Origin of the sequence: Bradyrhizobium sp. 31Argb, from assembly GCF_043638955.1 — a bacterium.
Taxonomy (GTDB): Bacteria; Pseudomonadota; Alphaproteobacteria; order Rhizobiales; family Xanthobacteraceae; genus Bradyrhizobium.
The window spans coordinates 1-19,700 of sequence record NZ_JBEGDB010000057.1 but is presented as its reverse complement, the minus strand read 5'-3'; the positions used below and the strand labels follow the sequence as shown (position 1 = coordinate 19,700).

Genomic DNA, 19,700 nt, shown 5'->3' with positions numbered 1-19,700 from the left:
ACTAGGGAGATCGCAGAATGAACGTGAACCCGAAACGGGAGGGCTTCATCAACGATGACGACGGGCCGACGCTGCAGCGGCCGATGGTCGACGTCACGCCGGAGAAGCCGGCGAAGTCGCGACCGACACCGGAGCCGGCGATCGAGGCCTCGCCGGCCGAGCAAGACCTTGGCAGCACCGAGCCGGAATGGCCGATCACGGTCAAGCTGCTGCACAAGCAAATCCGCAACAACAAGGGCGAGAAGATCAGCGAGATCACCCTGCGCGAGCCGCGGGCCGGCGACATCAACCGCTATGGCAACCCGGTGCGGATCGACCAGGAGGGCGAGGTGCGGATCGAGGAGCGCAAGATGACCTTCATCATCGCCGCGTTGTCCGACATCCTGCCGCCGTTCATTGAAGACATGCACCCGCGTGACTGGAACAGCGTGGCATTCCGCCTGCAGCGTTTTTTTCTGCCCGATCCAGCGGCTTGGTAGGCAGCGAGGACGACATCATCCTCGACTGCTACCGGTTGGCACGCTGGTATCACGTTAGCCCCGAACTTTTTCTGTCCATGCCGCTGAACGACGTCGCGACGCACATGCGTCGCACGGCGCAGCTCGATCGTGAGCAGCAGGCGGCCAAGGGTGAAGACGAATAATGCCAACGGAAGAGGAAGAGCTACGCTTAACCGTTAGCCTCGTCGACAATGCGTCGGCGGGCATCGCACGGCTGCGCGAGGAAATGCAGAGCCTCGGCTCTGGCTCGACTGCGCAGAGTATGGAGAAGTTCAAGCGCGAGCAGGGCGCGCTACAGCAATCGGCCAAGGGTCTCCAGAGCACTGTTACCGATCTGGTGACGGCCATGGGGCCGCTCGGCAAGACGATGGTCGGCGTCGGCACCGCCGCCGCGTTCGTTGGTAATGAGATCATTCGGCAGATCGGCGGGTTGAAAGATTGGGCCGCCGCGCTGCGCGAGATCGGCCAAGTCAGCCGCGCGGTCGGCGTTGGCGGTTCGCATATCAGAAACCTGATCGAGCAGTTCGGCGCGGTCGGCGTCAGCGCTGAGACCGTGGTGTCGAATGTCGCCAAGTTGTCGGACACCATCGCGGAGGTCGGCCGCCAGGGCAGCGAACTAAAAACCAAGATGATCCGCGATGCCGGCGCGGCCGGCTCGGAATCCGCGCGGGCGATGGCGCAATTGCTTGAGCAATTGCCGAAGATGGATTCGATCGAAAAGCAGACCAACGCCGTTCTGGAGGCGCGGCGCAATATCATCGCCAACCTGATGCGCGACCAGAACAAGACGCTGCAGGAAGCCACCGCAATCGCCAACAAATGGGCGGCGCCGTTCTTGGACAAGAGCGTGCTCGGCGCGCTCGATAGCCTCACCGAGAAATCCAAGGAATGGTACGACGCCGAGGAGCGCAGGTTGCGGCTCGGCACGGAATTCGACAAGCAGCTGAACTTGTTCGAAGGCAAGTGGAGCCGCATAAGCGACATCATCAACACCTTGAAGGTCGGGCCGCTCACCACCGCGCTGGAAAATGCCAATAAGGTGACGTCGGCGATCCTCACCAGCTTCGAATCGATTGAACAAATCTTTATCCGGATCGGCAACAGCGATGTGTTCAAGCGCTGGTACAACACGCCGAGCAGCATTGAGGGCGCCACCAAGCCGGAGCTGTTGCCGCAACAGCCGGGCAGGAAAGAGGAAGACAAGAGCTACCTGGAGCGCTGGAACGACTACTGGACCAACAAGCCGAACAAGCCGGTTGAGGACAACACCAAGGCGACCGAGCAACTGACCGGCAAGATCGATGAAGCCATCAAAAAGCAGGTGCCGGGCTATCAACCGATGTCGTTCCAAGGCGGCGGCGGTGGCGGCGGCTTCGCCGGCATGGTGCAGCAGGCGGCCTATTCGCCGGGCGGCGGATTGGGGCGAACCCAAGGTGGCGCGCCGATGTTCGGCGGCGGCGGCGGCGCATGGGGCGGCGGTGGTGGCGGGGCCGGTGGCGGTGGTTACACCAGCGGAGCCGGCGGCGGCGAGAGCGGTGGCGCGGCTGCATTCCCGGGTGGCGGCGGCGGCGGCGGTGGCGGTGCCGGCGGCGCGCCCAATGGCAGCGACGTCGGCGGCGGCATTTCACCCGCCGGCAATCAGGCCTCCGGCAACGGCGAGGCCGGTCCGGCGCAGGCGCTGGCCTTCGCGCGGCAACATCTCGGCGAAGATGAAATCCGCGATCAGACCAAACTGAGCGGTCTCTTCCGCGAGAACGGCATCAAGGTTAATCCGGCAACCACGGCGTGGTGCGCGGCATTCGTCAATTCCAATCTTGCGAAGGCCGGCATGAAGGGCTCCGGCTCGCTGGTTGCAACGAGTTTTCTAAATTACGGCTCGGCGGTCAAACCGGGAGACGTGCAGCCGGGCGACATCGGCATATTGGCGCGGGGCCGCAGCGCCGGCCAGACCGGCGGCCATGTCGGTTTTCTTACCGGTGAAACGCGAAAGAATCCGCGAACCGGCGAACTGGAATACGAAATGCTTGGCGGCAACCAAGGCGGCACCGCGTCCGGACAAGGCGGCGTGTCGACGCAATGGCGTTCAGCCTCGCAGATCACAGCGCGCCGTCCGGATTGGGATCGCAGCCAAGTCGCCAACAACGGTCAGACCGCAGGCGCGGGCGGAGGCCAAGGCGCGGGCGATACGCCAGCCGGGGGCAAGGGCGGCGGCGGATATTTGCAAGAGCAGCGTGCGCCGTTGATGGCCGAGCTGAATGATCCGGCAGTCAAAGCCAAGCTGAATCAACTGCAGGCCTATGAAGGCGGCGGTTCGGCCACGGTCGAGGCGCTGTACAACCGGGTCTCGATGATCCGGCAAAAAGTGCCCGGCTACACCCTCAAGGATGAACTGAATAGCCGCTTCTACGCGATGAACAAGCCGGGTATGGGCGCCAAATCGATCAGCCCGGAGCAGCAGCGAGAATTCGACAAACAGGTGGCGGCGGTCGGCGGCGGCAGCAACCTGATCCAAGGCCGCACCAACCAAGGCATGGAGGGCGATCCCGGCACCCATCTGCCCGGTCGCGTCGCGGTGCCAGGATCGAGCGAGGTTTACAACTATTGGGAAGGCCGGCGGCGCGGCGTTGAATTTTCGACCGGTGCGAGCGCGGCCTTCGCTGCACGTAATCAGCAGGCCATCGCCGATCGCGCCCAAGTCGATCGCGCACAGGCCAACGCCACCAAGGTCGAGGGCACCGGCAAGATCAGCGTCGACGTCAACGCGCCGAAGGGCACCAAAGTCGGCGCCGAGGGCGGCGGCTTGTTCAAGGAAGTCGAGGTCAACCGGCAGACCCAGATGGAGCCGGCCAAGCGCTCGGCGACCAACGAAGAACCCATGAACATCTAGGAATGATCGATGGCGACGATCTTCGATCTGCCAACGGCGTGGCGCAACCGCTATATGCCGGCGTCATTCCGCAACGCGCGTTTCCATTGTGAGGTCAACAGCCGGGAAGGCGGCCGGAGCATCGTCGAACACGTCTTTCCGAAAAAGGAATTGCCCTACGCCGAGGACATGGGCCGCGTCGCGCGCACGTTTTCGATCCGCGCCTATTGCATCGTCTATCCCTATGACGACGCCGCCAACGACATCCTGTATCGCCGCGACTATCAGCTGGCGCGCAACCGCCTGATCGCGGCGCTGGAGGAGGAAGGCCCGGGCCGGCTGCGCTTGCCGACCTTGGGCGACCAGATCGTGGTGTGCCCGCGCTATCGGATTACGGAGGAAGAAAAGCTCGGCGGCTATTGCGTGTTCGATATCACGTTTCAAGAGCAAGGCCTCGATCCGCAGACCTGGACGCCAGCCATCGATACCGCTGGCAAATTGATGAATGAGAGCCAAAACCTGCGCAACCAGGCGCAGCGCGTGCTGGCTAATCCGCCGGCCGGGGTCAACGCATGAAGCGGCAGGACGCCATCGAGGCCGCTGGCATCGTCGACCGCATCCACCGCCGCGCAGCACCTTGCCACCAAGGGCCAGCTCGATACCGCGATCAACGCGGTGATGAGCTACATCAATTCCATCATCCCGCACGTCAGCCAGACGGAAGACGGCCGGTTGGTGATCGATGGGGATTTGATTGTGAACGGCGACCTGATCGTCAACGGCGTGGTGCGTGCCCATGCCTTCGAACGGGTCGGATGAGCCATGGCGGGGGAAATCAACGTCCCCGACATCCGGCTGGTCCAGAACAACGTCTTTCCGAAATATTCGGTCACGGTCGACTGGTCATTGCTGGATAACGGCACGCTCGACGACACCCAAGCACTGGCCACCGCCGTCATTGTCGCGCTCGGCACCGACGCGCTGGCCGACAAAGACGACATTCTGCCGGACCCGGATTCGACCGACCGCGCCGGCTGGTGGGGCAACATGGATGCCGAGCTGTTGTGGAATGGCTGGCCGATCGGATCGAAGCTGTGGCTGCTGCGGCGGTCCAAGATCGATTCCCCGGCCTCACGCAACGGCGCCACCGTGGTGCTGGTCGAGCAGTATATCCGCGACGCCATCCAGCCATTCGTCGATCGGCGCATCTGCACCGGCTTCGATGTCTGGGTGTCGCGGATCGACAAGCAGCGGATCAATGCGCTGATCAGGATTTACCGCGGGCCGGAGCGCGAGATCGAGCTGCGCTACGCCGTGCTCTGGGACGCATTAGCGGGGTCATAGATGCCTTGGCAAACGCCAGCCTTGCGCGAGGTGCGGAGCCTTGTGCGCGACAGCCTGCGCGCCTCGCTGCCCGGCGCCGACGCCAACGTGCCCAACAACGTCTTGCGCGTGCTGTCCGACAACCAGGGCGCGTTGTGTCATCTCACGCTGCAATATATCGACTGGCTGGCGCTGCAGCTCTTACCCGACACCGCCAAGACCGAATGGCTCGATCGCCACGGCCAAATCTGGTTGGTCAATGCGGACGGCTCCAAGGGCCGCAAACTGGCCACCTTGGCGTATGGCACCGCGAGCTTTACCGCGACCATCGACGGCAGCGTCATCCCGGCCCACACCCAGCTGCAGAGCGGCGTCGCCATGCCGCCCGGCTCGACATCGCCCTATAACGCGGTGACGTTCGAGACCCTTGAGGATATCACCACATCGGCCGGCTTTCCGGTGACCGGGCCAATCCGCGCGCTCGATCCCGGCGCGTTCGGCAATCTGCCGGTCGACAGCGCGTTGTCGATCTATCCGCCAGTGCCCGGCGTCGACACCATGGCCACCGTGGTGACGATGACCGGCGGCACCGACGACGAAACAGATGAGCAGCTGCGCGACCGCATTCTGCGCCGGATACAGCAACCGCCGATGGGCGGCGCGGCCTATGATTATGAGCATTGGGCGCTGGCGGTGCCCGGCGTCACCCGGGCGTGGGCGGCGCCGCAGGAAATGGGCATCGGCACCATGACGGTGCGGTTTCTGATGGACGACCTGCGCGCCGCCAATGACGGCTGGCCCGAGGTCCAGGACATCGAGGCGGTCGCCGCCTACATCGACAAGATGCGGCCGGTCACGGTTAAGGACTGCTTCGTGGTCGCGCCGATCAAGCAGTTCATCGACGTCGGCATCGCCGAGCTGGTGCCGAACACCGACGAGACCAAGGCCGAGATCGAAGCCAGCCTGCGCGAGATGCTGCATCAGATGGCGGCGCCAGGGGCGACGATTTATGCGGCATGGGTGTCCTACGCGATCATGAATGCGCCGAGCGTACAGTCGTTCAGGCTGGTCAGCGACGACGATTATGTGATGCCCTCGCCGGGCCACATGGCCGTGCTCGGCAACATTGTGTATGACGTGCCATGAGCGACCGGCATCTGCGCAGGTCGGGCGACGACTACCGCGATGCCTTTCTTGAGCTGTTGCCGCAGGGCCAGGCGTGGCCGAAGCACACCATGGACAGCGTGCTGTGGCAGGTCTGCGATGGATTGTGCGATTATTGGGGCTTCGTCGATAGCCGCGCCGCCGATCTGTTAGAGCAGGAAAGCGATCCGCGCATCACGCAGGAGCTGCTGCCGGACTGGGAGCGCAACTGGGGTCTGCCCGATCCCTGCTACTCCGCGCCGCAAACCATCGGCGAGCGGCAGCGCGCGCTGGTCATGCGGATGACGTTGCTCGGCGCGCAGTCGCGCCAGTTCTATATCGATGTTGCGGCTGAGATCGGCTACTCGATCACCATCACCGAATATCGCCCGTTCATGGTTGGGCTGGACCGCTGCGGCGACAATCGCGTCTATGGCGACGGCTCGGTGCCGATGTTCAGCCCAACCTGGTTTTGGCCCTATGCGCCGATCATCAACCCGAACGGCGAACCGGTCGGTGATGGTGAATTGTCGGAATGGCCGAACTACGGTCTCGGCCCGCCGGAGAACCGCTTCTATTGGACCGTGCACGTTCACAAGACCAGCCTGACCTGGTTTCGGGTCGGTGCGGGCGGCGGCCAGACCGGTATCGATCCGCATCTGCGCATCGGTCACGCCGAAGACCTTGAATGCATCCTGCAGCGCTGGAAGCCCGCGCACACCGAAATCATCTTCGATTACTCCGGCCTGACACCCGACGACCCGACGGCCGGGACACCTTAGCAAACCGACCCTCTTTTCTGACCTGAACCAACAGCAGCTCTCGCGAGCCGCTGCGAGAGGACGCGCGCATGCAATACAACCAGCCCTACGGCGTGAGCGATCCCAACGCCCCGTACCTCAACGGAAACCCAGCCACCGGTCAGGCTGGAAGCATCCCGCCCGCGGCATCGATTGAGTATCCGCAGCGCGAGATCGTCGCACTGATCAATAAGAACGGCATCACGCCCGCCAATTCCGATCTGACCCAGCTTGCGCAAAGCGTGCAGCAGCAGAAGCCGAATTACGGGGTCGATGCCGGAACGGCGAACGCCTATCAGGTGACGCTCGATCCGGCTCCAACAGCGTACCGCGATGGGCTGACGGTTCGGATGCTGGTCACGCATTCGCCGACCGGGCCATCGGTGCTCAATGTCAACGCGCTGGGGCCAAAGCCGATCAAGAAGCGCAGCGGCAAGGACATTCAGGCCGGTGAGTTCTGGGCCGGTGACGTTATTGAACTGGTCTATGATGGCAGCGTCTTCTTTGTGATCGGCGCGAATGCCGTTTCGATGTTGTCGGCCTCGCTGGATTACTATGTGGCGACCACGGGCAGTGACACGTTGAATGATGGCCTGACACCCGGCACGCCATTTGCGACCGTCCAGCACGCCATCAACGTGACGATGAGCTTCAATCTTAACGGCTATCAGGTCACCATTCATGTCGCCAACGGCGTCTATAATGGTCAGATTTCCTTGCCGCTGATGAACGGTTCTGGTGCCGTGAAGATCACAGGCAATCCTGGCTCACCTGGGTCGGTTCAATTCACGCATAATCTCGGTACGACGATCCTTTGCGCAGGTCCGGGTTATTGGTTGGAGGGTTGCAAGATCAGTTGCACGGCCGGCAATCCTGCGGTCGGTGACAACGGCAATTGTCTCTGGTCGCATGGCAACAATGGCGGCATCACCGTGAACAACATCGAGTGGGGTGTTGCGGCCTATGGTCAGATCGTGGCGACCGATGGCGGCACCGTCGGTCTTACCGGAAGTCACACGATCAGCGGCAGCGCGACGTATCACTTCTGGTGTCAGGTCAATTCGCTGATCATCCTCAATCCTGTCACCAGGCCGACGTGGAATATCCCGGCACCTGTAAGCTTCTCCGGTGCGTTCTGCTACACGTCGATGCTCGGCGTGTGGGTGAACCCGATGGGTACGACGACCGGTTACGGCAACGTGACCGGCAAGAAGTATCAGGCCGACATGAACAGCACCATCGTCACCGCCCAAGGCGTCAACCACTTCCCCGGCAACGTCGCCGGAGCGACGTCGACCGGCGGTCAGTATATGTGAGGAGAGAGAGCATGACATTCGACGTTCGCAATTGGTATTGGATCGCCGATGACGGCCGCGTCTTTGGTAGCGTCCAGCGGATGGTCGTGACCGAGGACGATCCTGATTACGTCGCCTGGGTTGGGAAAATCGGGGAGCGAGCTTACCCGTGGCCGCGCGATGTCGATGGCAACCAGACCGAGGCGGCGTTGCTTGACATGCTCGGTCAATTCAATGTTCAGATCAAGACGGCATGATGCATGGTTGCCACCGTCAACATCTCGACCGAGAGCGACGCCGACTTCCGGCGCGCGTTTGTCTATCAGACGGTGTCGGGTGTGCCGATCGATCTTACCGGCTCGGCATTTCACATGAGGCTTCGGGCGCGCGCTGAAGACGCCACCGTCGCGATGGAGCTGACAACGGAGAACGGCCGGATTGTCGTGCTCGATGCCGTGAACGGCAAGTTCGAGCTGATTATCGAACAGGAGGATCTCGAAAGGCTCACTGCGGGCGAATACGATCAATCGCTGATCCGGTCGAGAGATGGCGCGCAGAGCCGCGTCTGGCGTGGCACCTTCACGCTTGGTGTAGGGCCATCGCGATGACTGAAGTTGTTGTCATCAACAACGATGACGAGGTTGCGATCAGTCAGGACCCGCCGGACGATGTGGAGGTCGTTTCCGCCGATGAGGTTTCGATCATCCAGACCTTGGAAGAAGGCCCGCCCGGTCCGAAAGGAGACAAAGGCGACAAAGGCGATCCAGGTCCGCCGGGCTCGCCCGGCCCGAAGGGTGATCAGGGTGATCAGGGCGAACAGGGTCCCGAAGGTGAGCAAGGCCCGCAAGGCGAGCAAGGCCCCCAAGGCCCCCAAGGTGATCCAGGACCGCCGGGTCCAACTGGTCCGCCCGGCCCCGCCGGCACCGCCACGGTCATCGTCTCCGACACGCCGCCGGTTGGCGTCGCCGACAGCACGCTGTGGTGGGAGAGCGACACCGGCATCCTCTATTTTAGGTACAATGACGGCACGTCGACGCAATGGGTGATCGCCTGTCCGCAACCCGATCTCGGCTCGTTCCTCGTCAAGACCTACAATCTGTCCGACGTGCCCGACAAGGCGCAGGCCCGCGCCAATCTGGGCGTGCAACCCTATAACGAAAGTTACAACTACGTCGTCAACGGCGCGATGATGATCAGCCAGGAGAACGGCCAGACGGCCAGCATCGCTTCTGGTTGGTATCCGGTCGATATGTTCTGTTACGTCGGTGGTGGCATTAGCGGCGCAGTGTCAGTCCAGCAAGTCACCAAGCCGACGCCCGGCGGTTCGCCTAATCGCATTCGCGGCACGGTCACAATCGCGCAGCCGTCGATCGCGGCCGGCGGCTTTCTGCAATTTTATCACGCGCTGGAAGGCATCGATGTTGCGGACTTGCTGTTCGGATCATCCGGCGCCAAAACCACAACGCTGCGCTTCGGCGTCAATGCTCCGGCCGGCACCTGGAGCGTGACGTTCGATGGCCCGCCCGCCGCCGGCCGTTCGTACACCGCGGAATACACCATCTCCGCGGCCGAGGCCGGCAAGGATGTCGTGAGATACATCACTGTCCCAGGCGACGTGGCCGGCGCATGGGCCAAAGACAACATGAGAGGGCTACTTGTCCATTGGGCCTTAGTGAGCGGCGCGAACTTCCAGCAGGCGCCGGGATCATGGACGGCCGGCGGGTTCTGCGGCTCGCCCAACCAATTCAATTTCCTGGGCACGGTGGGTAACGTGTTCGAATTGTTCGACGTTGGGCTCTATCAGGGTTCGTCGGCACCCGCTTATAACGTGCCCAACTATCAGCAAGAGCTGCTGAAGTGCCAGCGGCAGGCTTGGATATGGAGCACGACGGCTGCAGTGATCAGGCTGGCAATTTCTTATAATGACACTGCTGCTGGCACCCAATTCGTTATTCCTTTGCCGACGGTGATGCGTGCGACGCCGACCTTGATTGTCAGCGGTTTGACCTCGAACGGAGGTGCTATTTCGTCCGCCAGCGCAAGCATGGTTGGCAACATTATGGCGGTTGCTGCGGCAGGGAGCGGCTTTGCGGTCGGGGCATCGCAGATTTACAGTCAAGCTGCCGGCGGCGGTGGTTTTCTCAAAGCTCTGGCGAGGTTGTGATGGCGCTCGATTTCCCCAGCTCGCCGACGCTTGGCCAGGTCTATCCGCCGAGCCCGGTCGCCGGCATCCCGAACTATCGCTGGGACGGCGAGAAGTGGACCACGGTCGGAATGCAGATCGGCACCGCTCCGGTGCTCTATGCCGATGGCTCGGTGCCGATGACCGGGCAGCTCACATTGGTGGCGCCGCCGGTTGCGAACAATGATGCAGCGGCCAAGAGCTACGTCGACGGCAAGTCCGCCGGCATGGTGGCCAAGGCCGGCGACACCATGACCGGACAATTGGTGGTCGCGGCTCCAGATAGCATCATGATCAATGCACCTGCTGGTAGTTACGCCCGGTTTGGTTCGAACGTGGCTGGTGCGCGGTGGTGGTCGTGGGGCACCGGGACCGATGCGCGCTGTCGCATCACCGATGAGACCGGCGCCAACGTCGTGCTCACGCTCAGCTACGACAACAATCATGGCTTGACCGGCCATTTCTCAGTGAGCGGCAATCTGAACATTGGCGGCGCGGCGGCGGTGACCGGTCAGGTGATTTCGAATGCCGGCGATGGTTTCAAATGCAATGCGCCGGCTGGTGGCTTTGCACGGTTGCTGACAAACGTCGCCGGCTCGCGATCCTATTCCACCGGCTGCTGGAACGACGGCAAGTATCGCATCACCGACGAATCGGCCGCCAACCCATTGCTGGTCCTGGATTACTCGACGACGCACCATCAATTGACCGGCACGCTCTATCATACCGGCGGCGCCGCCTATAAACCCGGCGGCGGCACGTGGACCGACAGCTCCGACGCGCGGATCAAGACCGTGCTCGGCAACTATGAGCACGGTCTGGATGAAATCCTGCAACTGCAGCCGGTGTGGTACACGTTCAAGGGCAACGACACCCATGAGCCGCCGCCCGGCAAGGCTGCACAGTCGCCGTATGCGGAGAGCTTCCACTTTGCGATGGCCGAGGCTGGCACCAAACTGGTCGGCCTGGTGGCGCAGGACGCTGAACGCCCGATGCCTGAAATGGTGGATCACGTCGAAGGCTATATTGACAGCAAGCCGGTCAATGATCTGCGCACCCTCGACAGCGCGCCGCTGATCTTTGCGCTGGTGAACGCCGTCAAGAAACTGAACGCGCGCGTTGAAGCATTGAAGGCGTCAAGGACGTCCGATGGCTGACTATCAACTCACCGCAACCGATGCTGCCGTGATCCGCACCAGAGACAATGCCGGCATCCCGAACGATCCCGGCAACCGCGACTGGGTCGAATACCAGGCGTGGCTGGAAGCGGGCGGCGCGCCTGATCCGTACCAACCGCCGATCAATCCCGAGCTGGACAGCTTTGCCGGAAAGACCATCGCGCAAATTCTGGGAGTCTAGATCATGTCCGCCCACGATCTGATCGCGACGGCGTCGAATGCCGACTTCGCCGGGCGCGTCATGATGCTGATGTTCAAGACGGCGCAGAACGTTGCCAGCGAGGACCCGGCCACGCCCGATCATGACGTGCGGATCGACTATGCCGGTCGGGTCATTCGCGGTGACGAGCAGCCACAGTTGGTCGCAGCGCACGTCATCTCATCGAACCCGACGATCGCCGCGACCATCGAAAGCGATCCGGACCAGTACGGTGCCAACGTGCCGGACGGCGACATCGAGTTCGCGCTGGCCTCGATCTGGACGGCGCGCTCGCTGGCTTTTGCGGCGGTGTGACCATGGGCGTCGCTGAGGAAGGCGGCAAGGTCGCGACCGCGACGGTCGAGAGCCTGAAGAGCCAGCCCCTGGCGCTGGCGCTTGTCGTCGTCAACGTGCTGTTCTTGCTCGGCGGCGGCTACATCCTGCACGACATCGCCCAGAACCTGAAGGGACAGCAGGAACGAAAAGACATGCTGCTCGCCGACCTGGCGCGGCGATGCATTACAGCTTCACCGCAGAAGCAGGAATAACCGCGCGTCCCAAAAGACCGATCTCCCGAACTGCCCCGCTCCGGCGGGGCTTTTTCTTGGCCTGATAGGAGGACACGATGTGCTTTTCTCTTGTATGGGTTCAACAGCTTATCATCTGGCTGATCGTCATCGGCGCGGTGGTCGCGATCATCAAGCTCCTGATCCCGTTTCTCGATAGCCTGACCGGCATGCCGATCATCGGCCGCATCCTGATGATCGTGCTCTGGGCGTTCGTCGCCATCGCCGTTGTGGTGATCATCTTCGGGCTGCTGTCCTGCCTGCTCGGAGGTAGCGGCACCCTGGGCTTTCCCCCCATCAGGTAGCCGGGTCGAAGACCTGCCACCCTATCCGCCCGCGCCGCCGTCCATCTGCAAAGGCTGCTAGCCGCCTTGATCGTCTTGATGCTGATGTGCCCCGCCTTCGGGCGGGGCTTTTTTTGTTGCGCGGATGATGCATCGCACGTTGTCCTCGGCAAGATCCAGTTCAACAGCGATCTTCTGGAGCCGTGCCCGATCCATCTCCCGGTCGGCTTCCTGCTGCCGCGACAAAATCTTTTGGGCTTTCGCCCGCGAAATTTCGAGCAACTGATACAGGATGATCAGTTCGCTTAGCTCATAGTTGGTACGCTCTGCCATGCCCCGTCCCTTCCGGCGTTTAAAGTTTCATTCGTATGCGCGCCCTAAGCTTCGCCAGCGAATGATCGGTTTCGGCGCATGGGCTTCGGTACATCTTTTCGCCTTGTAACCAATTCGAGGTTCAGCTTGCGGCGGCATCGGCCTTTCGAGGTTTCCAGCACCCCCTTGCGTTGCAAATAGTAGAGCTTGCGATGGGCGATCTTGATCGGGATATCGGCGGCTTTGGCGATGGCTTCGATCGAATTCCAGCCGTCGGACATGCAGGAAACAATATCGACGCCACGGAATGGCTGTTGCTTCTTCGCGGGCGCTTCGACGGCCGGCGGCGCGGGTTCGGCTGCTGGCGCTGCTACCGGTGCTCCTGGCGTCGCAACCAGTTGGTCGAGCCGCATGGTGAGATCAAGTACGAGGTCGGTGAGGTCGGCGATATCGGTGCGTAGCGACCTAAGCAGTTCGCGGTCGGTCTCTACCGGCTGCGGGATTTGCAGCGCCTTCTCCAGCTTGCCGACCGGTTGCGGGATTTGCACCGGCTGCGGCTGCTTCTTAACCTCCTCCTTGAGGGTAAGGCCGTCCTGCCGGAATAATTGCCGGATGCGAGCGCGCTCATTCAAAAACCACCGATGGTCGCTCGGCGTTTTGGCCACGATGTGAGACCGTACAGGCTTGTACGGCGATACCTGCCAGCGGATCTCAATGTGGCCGCTGCCTCGAAAGCGGTGTTCAAATTTGACGCCCCACAAATCAAATTCAGAGGACATCATTCGAAGCGGATCGTCAGCCATGCGTTTCCTCGCTGCTATGCGTTGTTCCCGAACGTGCTGCGCTGACCGAGGCGAGCGCGGTGGCGAGACGGGTCTGGCCATGCGTTGCCAGCCAGGTTATGTCGCGGTGTCGATCTGCGGCGAAACAATCGTCGCAGATAAAAAATCGGCGAACTTCGGGGTGGCGCCAGATACCGCGACCCCGCCGGCACAGCACGCAATCGTTCTTGTAGGAGGTTGAGCGCGCCTCAAATCGCATCATATGCTCTGCTCCGTTTCATCGAGGTTGGTCCTCCGGCCCGCCGCCCGCTGGGGCTGGGGGCAGCGGTTCGGGCGACGGGCCTTCGGACCACTGCAAGCGGTTTTCTGGATGGGACACACCCCGGTTGCAGCGAATTGTTTCAGCCGATGTTCTTGTCCCTCATTGCTTGCGTGCTCGGACCTGGAGCCATGCCTCGGCCGTTAGCTGGCAAAGTTTGTTGCGGCGGATCTGCCGCGCCTCCGCAGGCGTCGGTTCACGCAAGCCATCGATGGTATTGGCTGCGAAGATTCCCCAACTGCCGCAGGACACGCAGAGCGTGGAATCGCCATCGCTCGGCACCGGCTCCGGTCCGATCACGGAGCCCTCGGCGATGGCGCTGGCCGCTGTATGCACGGCGCCACACAGCCAGCATCGCGTGATCATCTCCGTCGTCACGGCTACAGCCTGCCGTGGCGCGCGAGCAGAGCGGCGCGGCGGTTGATGCCGCACCACAGCTCGGGCGAACTGATCCCGAGCTTCCCCCCGAGCAGCTCGTCGATTTGCCGGTGCGCGCCGACAAGTTCATTGAGCAGTTCCTCGCGGATGGTCATTGCGTCGGCGAGAATGGCGGTCGCCTTGTTCCGCGCGATGCGTTGCCGCTGCATCATTGGCTGTTTCTCTCGAAACGCGAACTGGTCGATGATTCGCGCGGCGCGGTCGATCTGGTTTTGGTCCAGCATGGGCCTGGGCAGGTTTTCGGCGGGCTCATCTATCATCTGACAAAGCCTCCCTCGAAAAAACGTCGATCGCGCGGACCACAGCACGCAGCAGCCTTGCATCCTCCCTGAGCCGCATGACGGCCTCGAACAGGTCGTGACCTTCCTTGGTCGCGAGGAATTGGTCGATTGCCGACGGCAGATTTCGGCCGGTCTCGGCGAGGAGAACTGCGACCTCGGTCTCAAGCTGGTTGGCGATCTGCTGCAGCCGGATCGCACCGACGCGGTTGATGCCTTTCTCGTACTTCTGGATTTGCTGGAAGCTGACCCCCAGCGCGGCGCCGAGCTGCGTCTGGCTGAGATTCTTCTCCAGTCGGCGCCGCCGAATCCGCTGACCGACCAGGACGTCACTGTCAGTCGGCCCGCGCGGCTTAAGACCGGCGAGCGGCGGTTTACGCTGTCCCATTTCTTATTTGCTCCCGCCATGTCCGTTTTGTCTTGGCCTTGGCTTTGCGTTTCTTGGTTTTGGCGAGCGTGGCGCGGTACGCCTTGAATTCCTCCCGTGCTTTCGGCAATTCGGTCTCGTAGTCGGGCTTGGCGTCGCGGACTAGGTCGTATTTGTAGCCGAGCGCTCCGGCCATCTTGGCGAATGTGGTGTGCTGTGGTCGGCGCGTCTTGCCGCCGAACATGTTGGACACCGTCGACGCCGACAGGCCAGCCAGTATCGCGAGATCGCGATCCTTGAGCCGGTCCTTCCGGTGCAGCGTCTCGAAGCGCTCGATTTCCGGATCTCGATCTTGCGAATTGTAGGTGCGGCTGAGCCAGAGGCTGCCAGAATTGTGTCCTAGTTTACGCATTGGTCGTCTCCCCAGCCGGCGACCCGCTGCCATTCAGGCGTGATGCCGTTGTTCGTTCTGCAGCCGACTTCTTCGGCTTGGTTGGCGTCTTCTTTCGCGTCACTGCGGCGTACTCGCCCGCACCGATTCGCTTGATGGTCTTCGCGCCGAGCAGTTTGACGATGATCGGGCTGACGGATTTCCCTTTGCGCTCCTGCTGGCGAAACAGCTCGCGGAGCTGCGCCACCGTGAAGCTCTTGCGGTTGCGGATGAAGCGCTCGATTTCCTCACGGCCGGTGCGCTCGTGCTTGACCGTCTTGGATGCTGCCTTGTGTGGCTTCGGCGATTCCAGCGCCTTGACGTCCGCGCGCGCGTAGTTGCCCGAGGACAGCTTCTTGAGCGTGCCCTTCTCGACCATGGTTCGCAGCGCGGTGTAGCAGGCGCCGTTAGTCCGCCCGTCGGCGCGAAAGTGACGCACCGCATCGATGGCCTTGAAGGTCGGATGGTCCGCGATCCAGGCGGTGAGGAAATCCTCCGCCTTGATGTCATGCGCGGTTTTGCTCGCGAACGCAGGGATGTCCGTTCTCAGCTCATAGCCGATGTTCCTGACCCCCATCCGGGTCAGCATGGCGATGATCGGCCCCACTTCGTGGGCCTGCGCCTCACAGTGGATGAAAAAGTGGTCAACCTCCGGCGGTTTCTCTCTCTTGGTCATGGCGCGTCCTTTCAGTCATTGGCGCTTCCGCGAGCGCTTTGAGGACCTCTCCGAACGTATGCGTTCGGGGGTCCGAAGTGCCGTCCATCTCGTGCCAATCTCCATCGGCAGCGAAGGGCGGCGCGAACAGCGCGAGGGCCTCGCGGCTGTTAAATCGGATCAGGGCAGCGAATCCTTTCTCGGCACGGCGATACAGCCATCGCCGCAACGCGGCGTCGCGGTGTGCATCGCGGTGACGAGGGTCGACCCAGATCTGAACGACTTGGATGTTGGTCAGCTCGCCAGTCGTGTTATCGCGTAGCGAGATGTAGTCCGGCATCATGTCGATGACGTAGTGCGAGCGATCGGGCCGCGATAGATCAGCGGCGTCATCGTCGACCAGCCAACGGCAGGACCACAGTTGGCATTCCGGTGGCATCGATGCCCGGCGATAGACAGTGCAGCCCTTCAGGAATTTTCGATAATCGCACGTTTTGCCTGCCGGTTTTCCCAACGGCGGGACCGGTAGCAATTTGCAGCAAAGCGAGCAGCTGCCGCATTGACGATTCATCGTGGTCCTTTGGCGTTTCGTTTTTTTGTTCGTCACGGTTGTGTGACTTGTATCAATTGAACTGTGGCGAAAACGCGCTCGCAACTTTTGTCTAAGTTGCTAACCTCGGCGTGCATTCTGTCGTGTGGTTGTTGTCAGGCGTTGCGCGCTCGCGCGTCTTATGCGCTGTAAAAAACGGGATAAAGTAGCACCCTATATGTCAGGCTGGCGTACCATCGATGCAACCTGCACGTTGGCACGATCCGCATAGGTCGCTGTCGCGGTTGCGCCTGCTATGCAAGCAACTCCTGAGCGCTCTCTTTTTTTGGCAGGTCAATACGTAAGTTGCGTCATCAATCTTCACTGCGATTGTGAGGAATTGTTAGTTTAAGAATCGGCAATGGGCGCGCTACCAACGTGCATGGTAGCGGTCACGGTACGACGGACGCCATTTTCCGATTTCGAAATGCTGCGCGATGCAGTGCAGGATGCGCCTACGGAAATCGTGCAGCTTGAGCACGGCAAGATGGTGGGCGAGCTGACGCACCTGACGCTTGGCCGTCTCGGCGCGTCTAGCGGCATCTTCTCGCGCGGTCTGCGCTCACGCGGCATCTTGAGCGAAGGCCGATTGATGCTCGGCATGATGCTCGATGGTGCACCGGCCTTGTTCCAAAACGTTGAAGCGCAACCCGGCGACCTCATCATCATCCAGCCTCGATATGAGCTGTATGCGCGCTATTTCGGCATCAATGTTTATGCATCGATCTTCGTCGAACCCGAGGAGCTGTTTGCGTTTCTCGGCACCGAGCCTGCCGTGCAGGATGCTGCCGTATGGCGCCAGCCGTTCACGGTGCTGACGGCTGATACAGCCGTCGCTCGCGCCCGCGCCGCAGGATTGCGGATGCTGCTGACGGCGATCGGGCGTGAAGGGCTGACCATGTCGGCCGAGACCGCCGAGTATTACAGGCGCCGCATTCTGGAATTGATGACCGCCCCGGTGATCGATCGCTGGCGCTATCGCCCTATTCCGGTGCGGTCTGCTCTGGCGCTGGTGCGCGACGTCGACCGCTTCTTGATCGAGACCGGTTCAAAGCGGGCGCACCTCTCCGACCTGGCCCACCAGTTCGGCGTGTCTCCTCGCGCCCTGCAGCGCGCTTTTGCTGACGTCCTCGACGTGCCACCGATGGAATTCTTTCGCCGCACGCGACTGGGCCATGCGCACACCGCGCTGCTGACGGCGGCGCCCGGCGATACGGTCACGGGGATTGCGGTCGATCACGGCTTCGCCGATGTCGGCCGGTTCGCGCGGGACTATCAAGCGCTATTCGACGAGCTGCCGTCCGAGACCTTGCGGCGGCGCAATGTCATTGTGCGTCGCGAAGCTTGACGACACATTCGGCTAATTTGTGAGCGACCTCACTTACCCGACCTGCGTTCGAGGTCAGTATGTCGGTGTCAATGCTGGCTTAGGAAAAACGGAACCAAGGAGAAAGACTGTGCGCAACACCATGTGCCTTCGCATTGCTGCGGTGTTCGTCTTTTCACTCACTGCGGCGATGCCGGCGTTCGCGACCAAGACGGGCACGGCTCTCGGAATCTGTATCTCTCGCGGGACAGATTGCACCGTCGCGAACAAGGGCGACAACTACGAGATTTGCGTCAAAAACACGAATGGCACCCAATGCGTGAGCTGCGGCAATCTCGCTCAACCAAGCGATAAGCAGACTTGCTCGGTGCAACGAAGCGCAAAACCGGGGGGACGTCCGTATGATGTCGGCCCCGCCGGACTCCTGGCGGACGAGTAAGTATTAGGCAGCGAGCTTGATGACCTGCGCGCCGTCGCGCATCGCGTCGACCTTGTCGGCCCAGAACTGCATCAGGTCCGCGCGCTCCGTCAGTCGGCCGCCGCGATTATAGATCGCGCGCGTCGACGCGTCGTCATGATCGAGCTGGACCTCGATCAACGCGCCTTGCTCCGGCCAGCGTACGCTCTGGTGTCCGTTGATGGTGACGCGTTCGGCGTTGAGCATGGTCGACGCCGACGAGCGGAAGCCGTGCGCGCAATGGATGCCCTGATAGCCAAGCTCGACCAGCGCATCGTTGAGCCGACCGGTGGGCATCCCGATTTCCTTTTCGGGGTCGTCCTTGCTGACGCCGGGGAACAGGTACCGGCTGTTGCCGGTCAGCTTGCGCAAATCCATCAGCACCGCCACGGCCTGACGCGACAGCGGCACGACCAAGTCGCGCGCGGCGCTGTCCTTCTTTGCCTTCCGGCGCTGGCTGAACATCTTGAGCTTTGCCGCCGGGATGGTCCACTGGTTGACCTCGCCGCCGTATTCGATCTCCGACCATTCGGCCTGCTCGACGTTGCCGGGGCGGACGAACGTCAGCGCCAAGAGCTTCAGACCGATCAGCTCGTGACGATGCCGCGTCGTCTTGAGCTTGTCGGCGCGGTGGCTATCGATTTTGCGCAGCAGCTCGCCGAACGGCTTCGGCTCGATGATCGCCGGGCGGTTCTCGGTGGCATGGTCCGCGAAACCTTTCGACGCGCTCAGGCGATCGAACGGGGCGTAGTCTTCCGGCCACATGCCGCGCGGTACCGCATAATCGATAATGTCGCGTGCGGCCGGAAGCAGGCGGCGGCGGGTCTCGTATTCGTTCTCGAACGCGACGAGGATCGGCGAGAGGTGGCTGCCCTTGACCAGATCGGTGGTGATGTGACCGAACCCAGGCACCTTGATGCCGTCGCGCTCCACGCCCTCGCAGAGATAGCGAACCATGTTCTCGGCGCGGTTCTTCGTCTTGTACGATTTGCCCTCAAGCGTGGTCAGCCATCCGTTCGCGACCTTGGCGAAACGGGGAAAGCCGTTCGCCTCCGGCGCCAGCTCGCCGAGCTGCTTAGCCGCCAGCGGGTCGATGCCGGCCTTGAGCTGCTTGCGCGCCGCCGTCAGTTTCTCCATCGCCTCCGCGACCTTGATCTCCGAGAGGAGGCCGAACGTGATGGTCTTGCGGATCGGCTCGCCGATGTGCTTGCCCTCGGTGTAGGTGCCGAACGCATAGTCCCAACGAAAGATCTTGGTACCGTTCGGCTTGACCAGGAGATAAAGCCCAGAGCCGATGCCGTGGCGATATTGCGCCTTGCGCGGCGCGAGCTTGGCTAGGCCGTGTGGACTCTTGGGATTCTCAAATCAGATTGAACGTGATTCAAGGCTTTCTTTTAGGAGGAAGCCTTG

At 62.0% G+C, this 19,700-nt stretch carries 27 protein-coding genes and 1 pseudogene; 19 read left to right on the top strand and 9 right to left on the bottom strand.

Features of this window, described 5'->3' with window-relative positions:
• Positions 1-17 precede the first annotated feature (17 nt).
• The 17 genes from AAFX91_RS14170 to AAFX91_RS14090 all read left to right on the top strand — a co-directional run bounded on the left by AAFX91_RS14170 (position 18) and on the right by AAFX91_RS14090 (position 12,357).
• A complete protein-coding gene (locus tag AAFX91_RS14170) occupies positions 18-479 on the top strand; it encodes a phage tail assembly protein (protein ID WP_394566879.1) in 462 nt (153 codons plus the stop codon).
• Positions 473-643 (top strand): hypothetical protein, encoded by a 171-nt coding sequence (locus tag AAFX91_RS14165; protein WP_394566878.1) that lies wholly within the window; start codon positions 473-475, stop codon positions 641-643. The genes AAFX91_RS14170 and AAFX91_RS14165 overlap by 7 nt, the downstream gene beginning before the upstream one ends.
• The gene (locus AAFX91_RS14160) at positions 643-3,387 is read left to right on the top strand and encodes a hypothetical protein (RefSeq protein WP_394566877.1); all 2,745 of its coding nucleotides are present in this window, start codon (positions 643-645) and stop codon (positions 3,385-3,387) included. Before AAFX91_RS14165 ends, AAFX91_RS14160 begins: the two co-directional genes overlap by 1 nt.
• 9 nt (positions 3,388-3,396) lie before the next feature.
• On the top strand, positions 3,397-3,942 hold the full coding sequence (locus AAFX91_RS14155) for a DNA circularization N-terminal domain-containing protein (protein WP_130580782.1): 546 nt from the start codon (positions 3,397-3,399) through the stop codon (positions 3,940-3,942).
• Positions 3,943-4,044: 102 nt separating this feature from the next.
• A complete protein-coding gene (locus tag AAFX91_RS14150; RefSeq protein ID WP_394566876.1) occupies positions 4,045-4,185 on the top strand; it encodes a hypothetical protein in 141 nt (46 codons plus the stop codon).
• A gap of 3 nt (positions 4,186-4,188) precedes the next feature.
• On the top strand, positions 4,189-4,710 hold the full coding sequence (locus AAFX91_RS14145; protein ID WP_394566875.1) for a phage GP46 family protein: 522 nt from the start codon (positions 4,189-4,191) through the stop codon (positions 4,708-4,710).
• Positions 4,711-5,835: a baseplate J/gp47 family protein gene (locus tag AAFX91_RS14140; RefSeq protein WP_394566874.1), complete on the top strand. Its 1,125-nt coding sequence runs from the start codon at positions 4,711-4,713 to the stop codon at positions 5,833-5,835.
• Positions 5,832-6,614 (top strand): YmfQ family protein, encoded by a 783-nt coding sequence (locus tag AAFX91_RS14135; protein ID WP_394566873.1) that lies wholly within the window; start codon positions 5,832-5,834, stop codon positions 6,612-6,614. The genes AAFX91_RS14140 and AAFX91_RS14135 overlap by 4 nt, the downstream gene beginning before the upstream one ends.
• A gap of 68 nt (positions 6,615-6,682) precedes the next feature.
• Entirely contained in the window at positions 6,683-7,948 is a 1,266-nt protein-coding gene (locus tag AAFX91_RS14130; protein ID WP_394566872.1) for a hypothetical protein, read from the top strand.
• An 11-nt stretch (positions 7,949-7,959) separates the two neighbouring features.
• Positions 7,960-8,184, top strand: coding sequence for a hypothetical protein (locus AAFX91_RS14125; RefSeq protein ID WP_130580789.1), 225 nt, complete (start codon positions 7,960-7,962; stop codon positions 8,182-8,184).
• A 3-nt stretch (positions 8,185-8,187) separates the two neighbouring features.
• A complete protein-coding gene (locus AAFX91_RS14120) occupies positions 8,188-8,535 on the top strand; it encodes a hypothetical protein (RefSeq protein WP_394566871.1) in 348 nt (115 codons plus the stop codon).
• Positions 8,532-10,091: a hypothetical protein gene (locus AAFX91_RS14115; RefSeq protein WP_394566870.1), complete on the top strand. Its 1,560-nt coding sequence runs from the start codon at positions 8,532-8,534 to the stop codon at positions 10,089-10,091. Before AAFX91_RS14120 ends, AAFX91_RS14115 begins: the two co-directional genes overlap by 4 nt.
• Positions 10,091-11,266: a tail fiber domain-containing protein gene (locus AAFX91_RS14110; RefSeq protein ID WP_394566869.1), complete on the top strand. Its 1,176-nt coding sequence runs from the start codon at positions 10,091-10,093 to the stop codon at positions 11,264-11,266. The genes AAFX91_RS14115 and AAFX91_RS14110 overlap by 1 nt, the downstream gene beginning before the upstream one ends.
• A complete protein-coding gene (locus AAFX91_RS14105) occupies positions 11,259-11,468 on the top strand; it encodes a hypothetical protein (RefSeq protein ID WP_394566868.1) in 210 nt (69 codons plus the stop codon). The genes AAFX91_RS14110 and AAFX91_RS14105 overlap by 8 nt, the downstream gene beginning before the upstream one ends.
• 3 nt (positions 11,469-11,471) lie before the next feature.
• On the top strand, positions 11,472-11,801 hold the full coding sequence (locus AAFX91_RS14100) for a hypothetical protein (protein ID WP_394566867.1): 330 nt from the start codon (positions 11,472-11,474) through the stop codon (positions 11,799-11,801).
• Between the two features lie 2 nt (positions 11,802-11,803).
• Positions 11,804-12,034, top strand: coding sequence for a hypothetical protein (locus tag AAFX91_RS14095; protein WP_130580795.1), 231 nt, complete (start codon positions 11,804-11,806; stop codon positions 12,032-12,034).
• A 77-nt stretch (positions 12,035-12,111) separates the two neighbouring features.
• A complete protein-coding gene (locus AAFX91_RS14090; RefSeq protein WP_130580796.1) occupies positions 12,112-12,357 on the top strand; it encodes a hypothetical protein in 246 nt (81 codons plus the stop codon).
• A 57-nt stretch (positions 12,358-12,414) separates the two neighbouring features.
• Here the strand turns inward: AAFX91_RS14090 and AAFX91_RS14085 are convergent, their stop codons facing one another.
• From AAFX91_RS14085 to AAFX91_RS14050, 8 genes are all read right to left on the bottom strand, one after another.
• On the bottom strand, positions 12,415-12,669 hold the full coding sequence (locus tag AAFX91_RS14085) for a hypothetical protein (RefSeq protein ID WP_394566866.1): 255 nt from the start codon (positions 12,667-12,669) through the stop codon (positions 12,415-12,417).
• Between the two features lie 44 nt (positions 12,670-12,713).
• Positions 12,714-13,451, bottom strand: coding sequence for a hypothetical protein (locus tag AAFX91_RS14080; protein WP_394566865.1), 738 nt, complete (start codon positions 13,449-13,451; stop codon positions 12,714-12,716).
• Between the two features lie 400 nt (positions 13,452-13,851).
• A complete protein-coding gene (locus tag AAFX91_RS14075) occupies positions 13,852-14,127 on the bottom strand; it encodes a hypothetical protein (RefSeq protein ID WP_130580799.1) in 276 nt (91 codons plus the stop codon).
• A gap of 2 nt (positions 14,128-14,129) precedes the next feature.
• A complete protein-coding gene (locus tag AAFX91_RS14070; protein WP_394566864.1) occupies positions 14,130-14,447 on the bottom strand; it encodes a hypothetical protein in 318 nt (105 codons plus the stop codon).
• The gene (locus AAFX91_RS14065) at positions 14,437-14,853 is read right to left on the bottom strand and encodes a helix-turn-helix domain-containing protein (protein ID WP_394566863.1); all 417 of its coding nucleotides are present in this window, start codon (positions 14,851-14,853) and stop codon (positions 14,437-14,439) included. Before AAFX91_RS14065 ends, AAFX91_RS14070 begins: the two co-directional genes overlap by 11 nt.
• Positions 14,840-15,244, bottom strand: coding sequence for a hypothetical protein (locus AAFX91_RS14060; RefSeq protein ID WP_130580802.1), 405 nt, complete (start codon positions 15,242-15,244; stop codon positions 14,840-14,842). The genes AAFX91_RS14065 and AAFX91_RS14060 overlap by 14 nt, the downstream gene beginning before the upstream one ends.
• Entirely contained in the window at positions 15,237-15,938 is a 702-nt protein-coding gene (locus AAFX91_RS14055) for a hypothetical protein (protein WP_130580803.1), read from the bottom strand. Before AAFX91_RS14055 ends, AAFX91_RS14060 begins: the two co-directional genes overlap by 8 nt.
• On the bottom strand, positions 15,907-16,431 hold the full coding sequence (locus AAFX91_RS14050) for a hypothetical protein (RefSeq protein ID WP_394566862.1): 525 nt from the start codon (positions 16,429-16,431) through the stop codon (positions 15,907-15,909). Before AAFX91_RS14050 ends, AAFX91_RS14055 begins: the two co-directional genes overlap by 32 nt.
• Positions 16,432-16,933: 502 nt before the next feature.
• On the opposite strand from AAFX91_RS14050, the gene AAFX91_RS14045 reads away from it, so the two are divergent.
• Complete coding sequence (locus tag AAFX91_RS14045; RefSeq protein WP_394566861.1) at positions 16,934-17,854, top strand: helix-turn-helix domain-containing protein; 921 nt, start codon at positions 16,934-16,936, stop codon at positions 17,852-17,854.
• A gap of 109 nt (positions 17,855-17,963) precedes the next feature.
• Positions 17,964-18,272 carry a hypothetical protein gene (locus AAFX91_RS14040; protein WP_130580806.1) on the top strand — a complete coding sequence of 103 codons (309 nt, stop codon included), beginning with the start codon at positions 17,964-17,966 and terminating at the stop codon, positions 18,270-18,272.
• 3 nt (positions 18,273-18,275) lie between these two features.
• On the opposite strand, the pseudogene AAFX91_RS14035 reads toward AAFX91_RS14040, so the two are convergent.
• Positions 18,276-19,601 (bottom strand): annotated as a pseudogene (locus tag AAFX91_RS14035) (tyrosine-type recombinase/integrase); the annotation flags it as partial.
• Between the last annotated feature and the right edge of the window lie 99 nt (positions 19,602-19,700).